This is a genomic window from Flavobacterium sp. DW-iso2, assembly GCF_058725285.1.
In genome coordinates, this window is sequence record NZ_JBZXDY010000004.1 from 199,608 (window position 1) to 213,216 (window position 13,609).

Genomic DNA, 13,609 nt, shown 5'->3' on the forward strand with positions numbered 1-13,609 from the left:
TCAAAATATTAAAAGGAAAAACCATCAAAGTAATTTTGATGGTTTTTTTATATTTGTTTCTAAAGGAATGAATACTTTTGTTCTATGGAAAAAAAAGACCCCCTTCACGGAATAACACTTAAAGCAATACTTGAAAAGTTAGTTGACTATTACGGATTTGACACTTTGGGCGAATTAGTAAAAATTAAATGTTTCAATGATAATCCGAGTGTAAAATCTAGCCTTACTTTTCTAAGAAAGACAGATTGGGCAAGAAAACAAGTAGAAGAGCTGTATATTCAATCAGTGTCTAAATTCGATAAATAGAACGTGGTTTAATTGATGCGATACGAGACCATTACACCACCACGATATGGCAACCATTCTCCGCTTTTATTCCAATGTTCCGCGGTTTCATACCGTTTCCCAGTACTTAAATAGTATCCATGATAAAATCCTTGCTGATTCCCACCGCCTACAAAGCAGTCTAACATAAAATGATCATTTATTTTTTTCTGATAACCAATTGTTGCTCCCATAACGTATCCAAATCCTTTTTCATATTTATCTGTATTTAGATAGTTCCATTTTTGGAAATTAAATACAGTACCACCTATATGGGCTCCAGCATAAAAGCCATTGTATTTTTCATTAAAATGATAACGGTATTCCGGAATTACGATATAGAATTGTTGTGGAGCCCCATTGAAAGACTTCCAAGGAGATGCCAAGATATCTAATTGAAAAGTAGATTTTTTACCAATACTGGTTTCTATACCTACATTAGGAATGGTCAACAAAGTAGTTAAAGCATTTACTTTTACATAAGTTTGACTTTGTAATTGAATTGAAAGTAAAAGAACAAGCAAAAAAAGAAGTTTTTTCATAATATAAATTTTACTGGCCAACACCTAAGTTAAATTGTTGTCAGTTTCGAGTGCAAATATAAAATAAAAGTACAGATGCCTGTAATGCAAGTATGATAAAATTCACAAATATAATACTGTTAAAATTTATTTAATCTCGAATAAATAATAGTATCCAAAAAACGTCCTTCATAAAATTCATTTTCTTTTAAATGCGCCTCTTTTACAAAATTATTTTTTTCTAAAACTTTGGCTGAACCTATATTTTTGGGGTCAATTATAGCCTCAATAGAATGTAATTTCATTATCTGAAAGCCATATTTTATTGCCTCTTGAATCGCTTCTGTAACAATACCTTTTCCACCATATTCTGGAAGCAACATATACCCAATTTCGGCACGAAAATGTTCGGGTTTTATCCTGTAAAAACCTATAACCCCTATTAATTTAGGACTCCCTTTGAGCGTAATTGCCCAATTTATGACTTCGTTACTTTCAATTTTAGCATCAATCATCACAATATGTTCCAGCGCTTCTTCGGTAGTTATTAACAAGGGTCTTGGAATGTACTTCATCGTTTCGACGTTAGAACGTAATTCGAGAATGGGCTCAACATCATTTTTATCTACACGTCTTAAATTCAGTCGTTCGGTTTCCAGATTTGGAAATGGAGTGAAGTTTATGGATAACATTTTTTAGTAGTATTTAGTTAATTATAAGATTTCAATACTGAATGCTGCTTCAAATATCTGACCTGATTCTATTATTTGAATGCCTTCTTTCTCCATTAGATTTCCTGTACTTTCAACTGAATCTGAATACCCAAACCAAGGCTCTATGCAAAGAAAAGGCGCATTCATTTTTGTCCAAATTCCTAAATGTGGAAATTTTGGATAACGTACTCTAATTAATGGCGTCTGATTTTTTAAAATTGTTAAATGTTTAGATTGCAATGACTTAAAAATTAACGCATCATTTTCGAATAATTCATACTTTAAACGAACCAAATTATTAGGCGAATCAAGCATCTTAGTCTCATTAGAAATCAAATCATTTTGTAACAGATTGTATTCTAACGGCTCCTCTTTTTCAAATTGTAAACTATAGTCCTCAAAATTTCCAGACAGGGCGAAAGCAGGATGCGCTCCTATAGAAAAAGGCATTTGTGATGCGGTTTTATTTACAACCTTGTAACCAATAAATAGGCTGCTGTTCTCTAAGGTATACTTAATTTGGAGTTCGAAATTAAAAGGATATCTATTTCTGATATTATCAGATGATTGAATTGAAAAAGTAGCACTATTATCTTTTTTATCGATTAATTCAAATACCATATCTCTAGCAAAACCATGTCGTGATAAACAATATTCTTTACCATCATATTGATATGAATTATTTTTAAGTGTGCCCACAATGGGAAATAAGATAGGGGAGTGCTTACCCCAAAAATCTGGATTCCCATCCCAAATATATTCTATTGAATTGTTATTTTCCAAAGAACATAATTCAGCACCTAACAGTTTAATTTGTGCGGTTAAATTGGAGTTTTGTATTGTCGTTATCAAAATGAAAGTCTTATTACGTGTTAATTTTTTATGAATGTAAATATATTTTTTAATTTTTATTATAAATAACGAAAATAGATTTATTGCGTTTTTAGTAAAATTTTCTTAATTTTTTATAAAAGCATTGAATTTACTGTCATAGTATTATTATTTTTTATTAATTTGCTTACAAATAGTGAAAAATATGAAAAACATTCGATTCAAGGCCATAGTCCACATGGCTCTATTATTAGGGATTTCATCTCTCTGGGCGCAAGAAGTTCCTGTAACTACAACAAATGCCCAAAAATCTAATTACAATTATCATGATGCTTTTGCCCCATTTTTTTATACAAAAAACGGCACATCAACACGTTCTGCTAGCGGTCAGCCAGGTGCAGAATATTGGCAAAACAGAGCAGATTATGTTCTTACAGCAAAATTAAATGCTCAGAGTAATGAGATTATTGGTACGGATGTAATTACCTATACTAATAATAGTCCTGATGCGATGTCTTTTATTTGGATGAATGTAGATCAAAATTTATTCAAAGCAGATTCCCGCGGTAATGCAGTTGTTCCTTTGACTGGTAGTCGTAATGGAGCACAAGGAGAAGTTTTTGACGGTGGTCATAAAATAAAATCGGTTAAAATTGTTAGCACGAGTAAAGGAAAATCTACTGAAGTTAATGCTAAATTTACAATTACGGATACGAGAATGCAAGTTTTTCTTCCGCAAGAACTGAAAGGTAAAGGTGGTTCTGTAAAAGTTAAAATTGATTTCTCTTATATTTCTCCATTGGAAGGTTCAGACCGCACTGGAGTTTTGGACACTAAAAACGGAAAGATTTTCACCATCGCGCAATGGTATCCACGTATGTGTGTGTATGATGACGTAAGAGGATGGAATACGAATCCCTATTTAGGAGCTTCAGAATTTTATTTAGAATATGGTGATTTTGATGTTAATATCACTGCTCCTGCTAATCATATTGTTGTTTCTTCTGGGGAGTTAGTAAATCCTACTCAGGTTTATAGCACGATTGAACAAGGTAGATTAGCACAAGCCAAACAAAGCGATAAAACTATTTTTATCCGTACACAAGAAGAAGTAGCTACTTTAGCAAATAGTACGTCTACGGCAACTAAAACATGGCATTATAAACTTAAAAATGCTAGAGATTTATCTTGGGCATCTTCAGCGGCATTTATTTTAGATGGAGCTAAGATTAATTTACCAAGTGGAAAAAAATCATTGGCCCTATCAGCTTACCCAGTTGAAAGTTCCGGAAATGAGGCTTGGGGACGTTCAACAGAATTTACCAAGGCGTCCATTGAAAATTACTCTAAAAGATGGTTCGAATATTCTTATCCAGTAGCTACAAATGTAGCCGGAAATGAAGGAGGAATGGAATATCCCGGAATTGTGTTTTGCGGATGGGAATCTAAAGGAGAAGACTTATGGGGAGTTACAGATCATGAATTTGGACACAACTGGTTCCCTATGATTGTGGGGTCTAACGAACGTCTATTTGGTTGGATGGATGAAGGATTCAATACTTTTATCAATTCACTTAGTTCTGTTGATTTTAATAAAGGAGAGTATAAAAGTGAAGATTCTGACTTACACCAAAGAGCTGAAATGCTAACTGGTAGTGATTTAGAAACTATTATGAGTTCTCCTGATAATATGAAAGAGGCAAATATTGGTATTTTAGCTTATTATAAACCAAGTTCAGGACTAGTTATATTACGTGAACAAGTTTTAGGAGAAGAACGTTTTGATTTGGCTTTTAGAACTTATGTAGAACGTTGGGCTTTCAAACACCCTACACCGGATGATTTCTTTAGAACAATGGAAAATGTTGCGGGTGAAGATTTGAGTTGGTTTTGGAGAGGATGGTTTCAATACAACTGGCGTTTTGATCAAGGGATCAATTCTATTAAATATGTGAAAAATGATCCGAAGCAAGGGGTTGTAATTACTGTTGAGAATTTTGAAAAAATGCCAATGCCTATCATTTTGGATATAAAAACAAAAAGTGGTACTATAGAAAGAGTAAAATTGCCTGTTGAAATTTGGCAAAGAAATACAGAGTGGTCATTTAAGCATGATTCAGCGGAAGAAATTGAAAGCATCACTTTAGATCCAGATCATGTTTTCCCAGATAGTAATGAAGCCAATAATGTTTGGACCTCTGCAAAAGGAGCTGTTGAGAAAGATGTGATTTTGGATGGATATTTAGGAACGTACTCGAATGAAAAATCTCCAATGAAAATTACTTTTTCAGAAAAAAATAATGTACTTACCGCTGAGATTAGTAATTATCCTAACTTTTCAGTAGATCCAATAGGAAAAAATCTTTTTGAATCGAAAAGAGCTGGGCTTCAATTTCAATTTAATGAAAGCCAAGATGGTTTTGATATGATAATATTAGGTAATGGTCAAAAAATACCATTTACAAAGGATAAGTAATCTTTTTTACAAAGGACAGCAAAAAAAAATACCAGCTTTATAGCTGGTGTTTTTTTATATAAAAATATTTAATTTTTTTATGCTGGTATTTGCTGACTCAGACAATGCAAAGTTCCAAAACCCCAGATTAAATCGATAGCGCTAATTCCAATAACTTCTCTATCAGGAAAACATTCTGCAAGTATATTCAGCGCTTTGCGATCATTGGCATCATTAAAAGTAGGAACCAAGATACATTTATTTAAAATTAGAAAGTTAGCATAACTTGCCGGCAGTCTTAAGTCTTCAAAATCTAAGCGTTTAGGCATGGGCAAAGCCACTATAATAGGAGCTTTACCATTTTCTAATTTAGCATTTTGCAAGCGTTTTAGATTGTCTTGTAATGGTGTATAATTGGCATCGTTTGGATCTGTTTCGACAATGGTTACAATCGTATCTTCATTGATAAAACGACATAAATCATCAATATGACCATGCGTATCATCACCTTCAATTCCGTTACCTAACCAAATTACATTAGTAATCCCTAAGTATTCCTTGAAAACTGCTTCATAATCGGCTTTAGTAAAATTAGGATTTCTAACCTGAATATCAGGATGCATCAAACATTCTTCAGATGTTAATAAAGTTCCTCTTCCGTTGCTATCAATTGCTCCACCTTCTACAATTACCGGTTTTCCTTTGTATAACACTTGGGTAAGTGGAATATCAAGAATATTTGCTACTGTTGCAGGTATATGTTTGTCTAATTGATAGTTTTTATATTTTGCCCAACCGTTAAAATTGAAATTTAAGGCTTCTCTAGCGTCTCCATTTTTGATTACAATAGGACCAGAATCACGCATCCAACTTCTATTTGTTCTTTGGATAATAAACGAAACATTAGCTAAGTTAACCCTTGCCATTTCTAGCATTTCGGTTACTTTTTCTTTTAACTTTTCGTCAATCACTACTAAAAACACCGTTTCGTATGTGGCTACTTTTTTAATAAATTCAACGAAAGCCCATTGAATGGCTTCGTATTTTCCAGGCCAATCTTTTCCGTTATGAGGAAAGCAAAGTAATATCCCTTGTTGGTTTTCCCATTCTGCAGGAAATCTTCTATTGTTTGTAGTCATAATCAATTTCTATTATAAAAACACAAAGGTAAACATTCAAGAACAATTTTGAATATTTTTTGATTTGTTCACACCATTTTGTCTTTGAAGGATTTTTTTTAACGCGACTACTTTTGTTAATCATTCGATAATATTCTAATAATCTGATTTCAATAGGATCCTGTTATTTTTGGCAAAACCAAAAAAACAAACATACAATGAAAAAGTACGCACTACCATTATTAGCAGCAATTTGTTTATTATCGAGTTGCAGCAATCAAAATTCCTCAGAAGAAGGAACAATTGAAGAAACGATAAACGAAAACCCTTCTAGTTTTAAAGAAATTGGTTCTATCATTATCGGCAGCGAAGGTGCAGCAGAAATCAGTGCTTATGACGAAGTCTCTAAGAAGCTTTTTACAGTGAATAATAGTAGTAGTAATAAAATTGATGTAATCGATTTATCAGATCCTAGTAATCCTAAGCTAATTGCGAGCATTGATTTAACCACTTTTAACGGGGCTTCTAATAGTGTGGCTACTTATAATGGCAAACTAGCCGTAGCACTAGAAGCTACTCCTAGCAAGCAAGATTTAGGAAAAGTAGTTGTTTTTGACACTTCAAATTACGCTGTTCTAAAAGTAATTACTGTTGGTTCTTTACCCGATATGATTACTTTTTCACCCGACGGAAAGTTCATTATGACGGCAAATGAAGGAGAACCGAATAGTGATTATTCAATTGATCCAGAAGGTACCATTTCCATTATTGAGGTGGCAAAAGATTACGCGGTAACAACGTTGAACTTTAGCAGTTTCAGCAATCAATTAACTTCGCTAAAAATTAATGGATTTAAAATTTCAAGTCCTACAAATGATTTTGCTAAAGATATTGAACCTGAATATATCACTATTTCGGCCGATTCAAAAACGGCTTGGGTTACTTTACAAGAAAATAATGGCGTTGCCAAAGTAGATTTAGCAGCAAAAAAAATAACAGCTATTTTTCCTTTAGGATTTAAAGATTTTAATTTAGCCGAAAATGCGATTGACATCAGTGATAAAGATGGCGGCGTTTTATTTAACCCTTGGAAAGTAAAAGGAATGTTTATGCCAGATGCGATTAGTAACTTTGAGGTAAACAATACCACTTATTTTGTGACTGCAAATGAAGGTGATGCTAGAGAATATGATAATTATATTGATATAAGTAGAATAGGTAGTAGCTCAGTTATATTAGACCCGTTAAAGTTTCCTAATGCTTCTGTCTTAAAAGAAGATGCAAAAATGGGACGATTAAATATCGTTAACAAAATGGGCGATACTGATGGCGATGGCGATATCGATGAATTAGTTAGTTTTGGGGGAAGGTCGTTTTCTATTTGGAACGGTAACACGGGACAAATAGTTTTTGATAGCAAAAATGAATTAGACAGAAAAGCACAAGAATTTGGTACTTATGATGATAAACGTAGCGACGATAAAGGGGCAGAACCAGAATCTGTTGTAGTGGCTAAAATGGGTGCTAAGACTATTCTTTTTGTAGGCTTAGAAAGATCGGATAATTGCATGGTTTATGACGTAAGTAATCCAAATGCACCAAAACATTTGCAAACACTAAAAACAGGTGATGCTCCAGAAGGCTTACTCTTTATTCCAGCTTCAAAAAGTCCAACGAAAAGAAGTTTAGTAGTAGTGAGCAGCGAAGGGGATGGAACAATCAAAATTTACCAACCAGATTTGAACTAAGGAATTTTAAGTTTCCTGTAAAATAAAAATGGACTAGAGCGCGATTTGCTTTAGTCCATTTTTTGTTTCCTTAATTTTATTTAATCGATTGCTCTTTTAGTAATATCACCAAAAGCATCAATTCGTCTGTCTCTAAAAAACGGCCAGTTTTGACGTACATTTTCTTGCAAGTCTAAATCGACTTCGGCGATCAGGATTTCTTCTTTGTCGTGTGAGGCTTGCGCCAAAATTTCGCCTTGTGGTCCCGCTATAAAAGAAGATCCCCAAAACTGAATTCCATCTGTATCTGGTAGATATTGTTCTAAACCTATTCGGTTTGCTGCCGCAACATAAACGCCATTAGCTACCGCATGCCCTTTCATAACGCTCATCCAAGCTCCGTGTTGGTTTACTCCATATTCCTCTTTTTCTCCCGGATGCCAGCCAATTGCCGTTGGGTAAAACAAAACTTCCGCACCTTGTAAAGCGGTTAAACGAGCTGCTTCGGGATACCATTGATCCCAACAAATAAGCGTCCCTACTTTTCCTTTTTTGGTTGGAATGGTTTTAAAGCCTAAATCTCCTGGAGTAAAATAGAATTTTTCATAAAAATGAGGATCGTCTGGAATGTGCATTTTACGGTATAATCCTGCTTCTGAACCATCAGTGTCGATAATATAAGCGCTATTGTGGTAAATTCCGGCCATTCTTTTTTCGAAAAAAGGAACAATTATTACCACACCCAATTCTTTCGCTAAAGCACTAAAAGCAATAAAGGAAGTACTGTAAAGCGGTTCTGCCAATGCAAAATTGTCAACGTCTTCACTCTGACAGAAATAATGACTGCTGTACAATTCCGGTAAAGAGATTACCTCAGCACCTTGACTGGCTGCATCGCGCACCCAACTTAAACATTTTTTGAGGTTATTTTCGGCAATATCATTGAGGTTTAATTGGATAACAGCAATCTTATATTTTTTGTTTGGCATGGTATAAATTTTAGACTGCAAAAATAGTGAATTTTATAAAGAGTAGAAAATGGGGTGATTGGAAATTATTGTTTAATGTATTTCTGACTCTCATTAGCTCAAAAATGAAGCGAAAAAAGTATTGAGAACTATTTTTTGCTAATGAATTTTCTTGTTCTTGATGCAATTTTCTAGCAAAAATTACTTCCAGAAACAAGTTTGCGGTAAAATGAACTAACATTATTGACAAAAAAATGAATACACTCAAAAAGGTTGAATTTACTTTATACTGTAATCCTTGATGATTATTTTGATTCCCTCTAAATACGTTGTTACTACGAAATCTGGAAATCTAGTTTTGAATTTTGAAGACTCAAAGATATTGTCAATTGCATAGCGGGGTAGTAATTCCTGTGTTTCCTTGAGGTTTTTATCAAAAAAGGAGCCTATTTTTAGTACAATCCAGGGCAATACTTTGTATTTTACTTCTCTTCCTAATTGGTGTCCAATTTCGGCAATGAATTGCTTATAAGTTAATCTATGATCGTCACAAGGTAAATGCCAGGTTTGACTATATGCATCAGCCGTATTGCCTATCAATGCCATAGCTTTGCTCGCATCAGGAGTAAAGATAAGTGTTCGTAAGACATTGTCTTTTAAGAAAATCTTAGGTTCTTTACCATTTTTAAGATTTTCGAAAATTAGACTATTGGTAAGTCCCTTGGTTTTGTCTGGGCCGTAGAACTCGGGCGCCCTGCAAATAACAGCTTCAATTTCTCTATTGGCAATGGCTTTTAATAGTAATTCTGCAGCTATTTTTTTTCCTCTTCCTTTTTTTCCTTCTGAGGTTAAAGGCGTTTCTTCGATTTGGATTTTACTGTTTTGAGGATAGGCGTAGGTGTTATCAAAATAAACTAGTTTACAGCGATTCTTTTTACAAGCTGCTATCACATTTTGCATTACAATTACCCAATCTCTAAGCCATATTTCAGAGTTATATGGTAGTCCCACTGTTAGATAGGCGATCTTCGTATTTTCTAGTGCAGAAATAACATTTTCTGGATCAAGTAGGTCCGCTTTAAAAAGAAGATCCTCTGGATGCACTTTTTGTGGATTGCGTCCTACTAATTTAATTTGGTGAGTATAGTTTTTACGTAATTCACGGGCTAATTCTTCTCCTATTATTCCGTTTGCTCCTAATATTGTTTGCATTTTATGTTTTTTTTGTCGCTAATTTGTACGAATGCTAAGATAAGCATAATAGGGACGGTATCTTTCGCTCTAGGAAGCTACAATAGGAAATCATAATGAAGATATAAGTTTATATAATCAGAGTTAAAGTCAAAAAAGAAGAAAAAGCGACTATTTTTGTTACTTAAAATCAATCAAATACATGATTATGAAAACTATTTTTAAAGTAGCTCTAATTCTTAGTACACTGATTTTCAGCTTCACTTCAGTATTCGCTCAATCAAATGATAAAAAAGCCGATGAAATCGTGAAAAATATGCTAACTGCGATGGGCGGATTAAAAAATTACAATAAAACTCATTTTATCCAATGGAATTTTGGGAACAGAAAATTATTTTGGGATAAATGGACTGGAAATGTTCGCATAGAGAATCCAACAGAAGATCAAGTAATTTTAGTAAATATCAATACTTTAAAAGGTAAGGTATACGAGAATGGTATTTTAGTAAAAGATCAGACTAAAGTTAACGGTCTACTTAGAAAAGCAAAGAACTGGTGGATTAATGATTCTTATTGGTTAGTGATGCCTTGGAAATTGCAAGATCCTGGAGTAAATCTTACTTATGTTAAAACGGATAAATTACCAGATGGCAAAACAGCGGATATTTTACAGCTCACTTTTAGCGCTGTTGGTGTAACTCCTGATAATAAATACTTGCTGTATGTCGATAGAGAAGATCATTTAATAAAGCAATGGGCGCATTATAAAAATTTTAATGATGCTAAGCCAAAGTTCGTGAAACCTTGGAATAACTATCAAAAAGTGGGTAGCATCTTGCTTTCCTTTGATAGACCCAATGAAGATGTTGGACCAAAAAATGTAATGGTTAAAAATAATATTGATTCCTCTCTATTTACTGAATTATAAAAGAGCCAGTCTACTTTAGACTGGCTTTTTAGTGTTTAAGATTAGAATTTTAATTCAAGAAGATTTGCATTGATACAAAAAAGAGATATAAATTTAAACCAAAATAAAATAAAGCAGGTAACGAAACCCACAAACCGTCTTTAATTTTTAGTCTGACTGCTACGCCTAAAAACATCAATAGAGCTAGGCCACCGGAGGAGATCAGTAAAATAGAGTTGTAGAGTAAGCCCACAAGCAAACCTAAACCTCCCACTATCTCTAAAATTGCAGTAAGCACTCCGAATTTACTTAAACCAAAGCGGATAAATTCACTTTTCATATTTGGAGTTGTAAAGTAAGCTATACCATAACCTAAAAAAGAGAGACTTGAAAAAACAATTAAAACTTCTAGTAAACTCATTAGGCAATTAAATTTAGGGTTACGGCAGCGATAAATAGACTTAGTAGCATAAGAAACAATGAGGGAATACGCTTTTGCCACGGGTTATTCACTTTGAAGTGAAAATACTGAGCACTTAACATCAGGAAAGCCATCAAAAGTGCTGGGACTAGAACTAGCGAAGGATACCAAATACCTGCTATTAGCAAAGTTGCCAATGCTATTTTAGTAGCTCCAACAATCGTGCGAGTCAGATCACTCAGCCCATATTGATTAAATTCTTTAACGATATTATCAAAGCGAAATACCCATACAATAACAACAGAAATAGCGACAATGAGTTGCGCAATGATTGATAAATTTTCCATTTTAGTTTTTTTTTTTTAATTTCCTTACTTATTTGGCTTTTCAGGTTCTGCCCCGTTATTTTTGAGTGATTTCTGGTCTTCACTTTTTAATTTAATGTTTGATTAATTTTTAGAATCTATTTAGATATTACTTTAGTGTCATAATGCTTTGTCAGCGATTAGTCTTAGTCGTATTTACCGGTATCATGCCTAGAATCTTCTACTAAGTTAAAATTTCTTGCTATAGAGGATTAAAAATTTTAAAAATTTTGAGCGATTTCACAAAAACCGCCCTCCAAAATCTGCACAAAATGGTAGGCAAAGGCAGAAAGCTTTGTGCCCTATTAATTTTTATAGAAAGACTTTATAAAGCTGGGGTATTTTACTCCCTTTTCACGATAATAACTGCTCGAAAAAACCACCTATTTCTAATTTTCTGTCTATAAAGTGAATTTCATAAATCCAAAACCTTTCGTCTCCATTTAGGTCTTTTTCGTTCATTAGCAAATTGTTATTGGGATGAATATAATTAATTTCTTCATCGCCTAAAATTTCTTCATGTGGAAAATTACCTATTAAATGACCACAGTGATGGTTTCCGTATTCCCATCCATATTTTGTAGCTAACTTTTTAGTATACTGATAAAAATCAGCGCCTGTTAATTTGTCTTTATTTTGATCATAGTATTCTTTTCCTTCTTTCCAGGCCAGTTCTACATCTCGTTTTAGTTTTAATTTTTTTTGATTGTTACCAAGTACAAACGTTTTACCAACATCTGCCTCCCAATTTTCAAAAACGGGACCGAAATCAAAAAACAAAATATCGTCTTTTTGAATCGTTAAATTAGTTGGATTTTCTTTGTAGGGTAATAGCGTGTTTCTTCCTGACCTAACAATGCGTTTGTGCCAGAATTTTTTAATACCAAATAATTCAAATGCTAAGTTAAATACTTCCGTATTTAGTTGATGCTCCGTTTTTCCTTCCGTTATTAGGCTTCGATTTTCAATTTCTTTATAAAGAATTTCTGCTTTTCTCTCGGCTTCGATTAAGTTCAGTATGCGTTCCTCTTTAGGCATCATTTTTATAATTAGTGGTGACGGAAACTAGTATGTCGTTGTTTCTGCAATGTACTAAAAGATATGCGATTATACTTATTGTTGTAAATCGTTTTTCTCTTTCTAATTATCTATAAGCATCAGAATTAAACTAAGTACTAAATATGAAGTTGGGAGACTTCGTACCCATCCCATTCCAATCCTATTTATTTTTTATAAGTAAGACTACGGATAGCTTTGGTATCAAATTATATACTTACATTATGTGATTTCCCCTTAGAGGAAACGACATAGTAAACAAAAATAGGATTGACAATATAATCAATGTAATGACATTACGCTTTCGCCGTTATTTTAAAGGTATTGGTAATTCATGTGTGCGGCTACCATCTTTTGCGCTTTCTTCAAAGAGAATAAGAATTAAAGTTGAATACTCCTTTTTTTTCTCAACATCAACTGTAAAATCAAAGTTGCCCCATTCTGGTGCACCGGCATCGCTCGTTGTGAACCCCGTTTTCAATTCGTTATGTCCATCCTCAACCACCCAACTAATATTTGCTTCCCAAACTTGAGCTTGTCCTTTTATATGGAATTTATTTCCATCTACTTTTTCTACCGTTACTTGGCGAAAATGTTCATTTGAAAATGCTATCGCTACTTGTTTTTGGGGTTCAATGGGCTTTGCTATTTGAACTGTATCGATAGAAGTCGAGCTCTCATTGCTGTTAGTATCGTCGCTGTTTTTTTTATTGCATGCAATTACAAGAACGGCTAATAACAAGATTATTGATTTTATTTTCATTGTTTTACTATTTTTATTTTTTTACTTTAAAATGTTTTCGGTATTACAGGAGTATTGATCTATCGCGAGGACTAAAATATGAATTTACTTGGTATTAGCAACAGATATTCGATCATACTAATTATTACAGTCCGTTTTTCTTTTTGTAATCAAATCAAATCAATTTAACCTATAGTTTAGCCCCTTAATAGTTCGGAGTGTTATTTTAAATTTCAAAATTATATATTTGAGATATGAAATACAAGAAAT

The 13,609-nt window shown here is 33.4% G+C and carries 14 protein-coding genes; 4 read left to right on the forward strand and 10 right to left on the reverse strand.

The features are described from left to right. Window positions 1-84 precede the first annotated feature (84 nt). Window positions 85-306, forward strand: coding sequence for a VF530 family protein (locus AC4PRO_RS04790; RefSeq protein ID WP_074723667.1), 222 nt, complete (start codon window positions 85-87; stop codon window positions 304-306). Window positions 307-314: 8 nt separating this feature from the next. On the opposite strand, the gene AC4PRO_RS04795 is transcribed toward AC4PRO_RS04790, so the two are convergent. The 3 genes from AC4PRO_RS04795 to AC4PRO_RS04805 form a co-directional block, all read right to left on the reverse strand. Continuing rightward, on the reverse strand, window positions 315-866 hold the full coding sequence (locus AC4PRO_RS04795; RefSeq protein WP_074723739.1) for a DUF3575 domain-containing protein: 552 nt from the start codon (window positions 864-866) through the stop codon (window positions 315-317). A 119-nt stretch (window positions 867-985) separates the two neighbouring features. Further along, window positions 986-1,537 (reverse strand): GNAT family N-acetyltransferase, encoded by a 552-nt coding sequence (locus tag AC4PRO_RS04800; protein ID WP_492116512.1) that lies wholly within the window; start codon window positions 1,535-1,537, stop codon window positions 986-988. Window positions 1,538-1,558: 21 nt separating this feature from the next. Next, window positions 1,559-2,410, reverse strand: a complete 852-nt coding sequence (locus AC4PRO_RS04805; RefSeq protein ID WP_492116513.1) for an aldose 1-epimerase family protein — start codon at window positions 2,408-2,410, stop codon at window positions 1,559-1,561. 184 nt (window positions 2,411-2,594) lie between these two features. On the opposite strand from AC4PRO_RS04805, the gene AC4PRO_RS04810 reads away from it, so the two are divergent. After that, window positions 2,595-4,865 carry a M1 family metallopeptidase gene (locus AC4PRO_RS04810; protein WP_492116514.1) on the forward strand — a complete coding sequence of 757 codons (2,271 nt, stop codon included), beginning with the start codon at window positions 2,595-2,597 and terminating at the stop codon, window positions 4,863-4,865. A 77-nt stretch (window positions 4,866-4,942) separates the two neighbouring features. Here AC4PRO_RS04810 and AC4PRO_RS04815 read toward each other — a convergent pair whose 3' ends face one another. Beyond that, on the reverse strand, window positions 4,943-5,983 hold the full coding sequence (locus tag AC4PRO_RS04815; RefSeq protein WP_492116515.1) for an agmatine deiminase family protein: 1,041 nt from the start codon (window positions 5,981-5,983) through the stop codon (window positions 4,943-4,945). Between the two features lie 197 nt (window positions 5,984-6,180). On the opposite strand from AC4PRO_RS04815, the gene AC4PRO_RS04820 reads away from it, so the two are divergent. Continuing rightward, a complete protein-coding gene (locus AC4PRO_RS04820; protein WP_492116516.1) occupies window positions 6,181-7,710 on the forward strand; it encodes a choice-of-anchor I family protein in 1,530 nt (509 codons plus the stop codon). 80 nt (window positions 7,711-7,790) lie between these two features. On the opposite strand, the gene AC4PRO_RS04825 is transcribed toward AC4PRO_RS04820, so the two are convergent. Beyond that, window positions 7,791-8,678, reverse strand: coding sequence for a carbon-nitrogen hydrolase (locus tag AC4PRO_RS04825; RefSeq protein ID WP_074723661.1), 888 nt, complete (start codon window positions 8,676-8,678; stop codon window positions 7,791-7,793). A gap of 258 nt (window positions 8,679-8,936) precedes the next feature. Beyond that, entirely contained in the window at window positions 8,937-9,869 is a 933-nt protein-coding gene (locus AC4PRO_RS04830) for an NAD-dependent epimerase/dehydratase family protein (protein WP_492116517.1), read from the reverse strand. A gap of 187 nt (window positions 9,870-10,056) precedes the next feature. Between AC4PRO_RS04830 and AC4PRO_RS04835 the strand changes: the two genes are divergently transcribed. After that, window positions 10,057-10,776 carry a hypothetical protein gene (locus AC4PRO_RS04835; protein ID WP_074723738.1) on the forward strand — a complete coding sequence of 240 codons (720 nt, stop codon included), beginning with the start codon at window positions 10,057-10,059 and terminating at the stop codon, window positions 10,774-10,776. 49 nt (window positions 10,777-10,825) lie between these two features. Here AC4PRO_RS04835 and AC4PRO_RS04840 read toward each other — a convergent pair whose 3' ends face one another. From AC4PRO_RS04840 to AC4PRO_RS04855, 4 genes are all read right to left on the reverse strand, one after another. Then, on the reverse strand, window positions 10,826-11,176 hold the full coding sequence (locus AC4PRO_RS04840; protein ID WP_492116518.1) for a DoxX family protein: 351 nt from the start codon (window positions 11,174-11,176) through the stop codon (window positions 10,826-10,828). Further along, the gene (locus AC4PRO_RS04845) at window positions 11,176-11,523 is read right to left on the reverse strand and encodes a DoxX family protein (RefSeq protein ID WP_492116519.1); all 348 of its coding nucleotides are present in this window, start codon (window positions 11,521-11,523) and stop codon (window positions 11,176-11,178) included. Before AC4PRO_RS04845 ends, AC4PRO_RS04840 begins: the two co-directional genes overlap by 1 nt. Window positions 11,524-11,895: 372 nt before the next feature. Beyond that, window positions 11,896-12,582 carry a M24 family metallopeptidase gene (locus tag AC4PRO_RS04850; RefSeq protein ID WP_492116520.1) on the reverse strand — a complete coding sequence of 229 codons (687 nt, stop codon included), beginning with the start codon at window positions 12,580-12,582 and terminating at the stop codon, window positions 11,896-11,898. Window positions 12,583-12,907: 325 nt separating this feature from the next. Then, window positions 12,908-13,360, reverse strand: coding sequence for a Gmad2 immunoglobulin-like domain-containing protein (locus AC4PRO_RS04855; RefSeq protein WP_074723656.1), 453 nt, complete (start codon window positions 13,358-13,360; stop codon window positions 12,908-12,910). Between the last annotated feature and the right edge of the window lie 249 nt (window positions 13,361-13,609).

Bases quoted from the DNA above. Each gene is read 5' to 3' on its own strand.
- AC4PRO_RS04790 (WP_074723667.1), top strand. From the start codon at position 85: ATGGAAAAAAAAGACCCCCTTCACGGAATAACACTTAAAGCAATACTT.
- AC4PRO_RS04795 (WP_074723739.1), bottom strand. From the start codon at position 866: ATGAAAAAACTTCTTTTTTTGCTTGTTCTTTTACTTTCAATTCAATTA.
- AC4PRO_RS04800 (WP_492116512.1), bottom strand. From the start codon at position 1,537: ATGTTATCCATAAACTTCACTCCATTTCCAAATCTGGAAACCGAACGA.
- AC4PRO_RS04810 (WP_492116514.1), top strand. From the start codon at position 2,595: ATGAAAAACATTCGATTCAAGGCCATAGTCCACATGGCTCTATTATTA.
- AC4PRO_RS04815 (WP_492116515.1), bottom strand. From the start codon at position 5,983: ATGACTACAAACAATAGAAGATTTCCTGCAGAATGGGAAAACCAACAA.
- AC4PRO_RS04820 (WP_492116516.1), top strand. From the start codon at position 6,181: ATGAAAAAGTACGCACTACCATTATTAGCAGCAATTTGTTTATTATCG.
- AC4PRO_RS04825 (WP_074723661.1), bottom strand. From the start codon at position 8,678: ATGCCAAACAAAAAATATAAGATTGCTGTTATCCAATTAAACCTCAAT.
- AC4PRO_RS04830 (WP_492116517.1), bottom strand. From the start codon at position 9,869: ATGCAAACAATATTAGGAGCAAACGGAATAATAGGAGAAGAATTAGCC.
- AC4PRO_RS04835 (WP_074723738.1), top strand. From the start codon at position 10,057: ATGAAAACTATTTTTAAAGTAGCTCTAATTCTTAGTACACTGATTTTC.
- AC4PRO_RS04840 (WP_492116518.1), bottom strand. From the start codon at position 11,176: ATGAGTTTACTAGAAGTTTTAATTGTTTTTTCAAGTCTCTCTTTTTTA.
- AC4PRO_RS04845 (WP_492116519.1), bottom strand. From the start codon at position 11,523: ATGGAAAATTTATCAATCATTGCGCAACTCATTGTCGCTATTTCTGTT.
- AC4PRO_RS04850 (WP_492116520.1), bottom strand. From the start codon at position 12,582: ATGATGCCTAAAGAGGAACGCATACTGAACTTAATCGAAGCCGAGAGA.
- AC4PRO_RS04855 (WP_074723656.1), bottom strand. From the start codon at position 13,360: ATGAAAATAAAATCAATAATCTTGTTATTAGCCGTTCTTGTAATTGCA.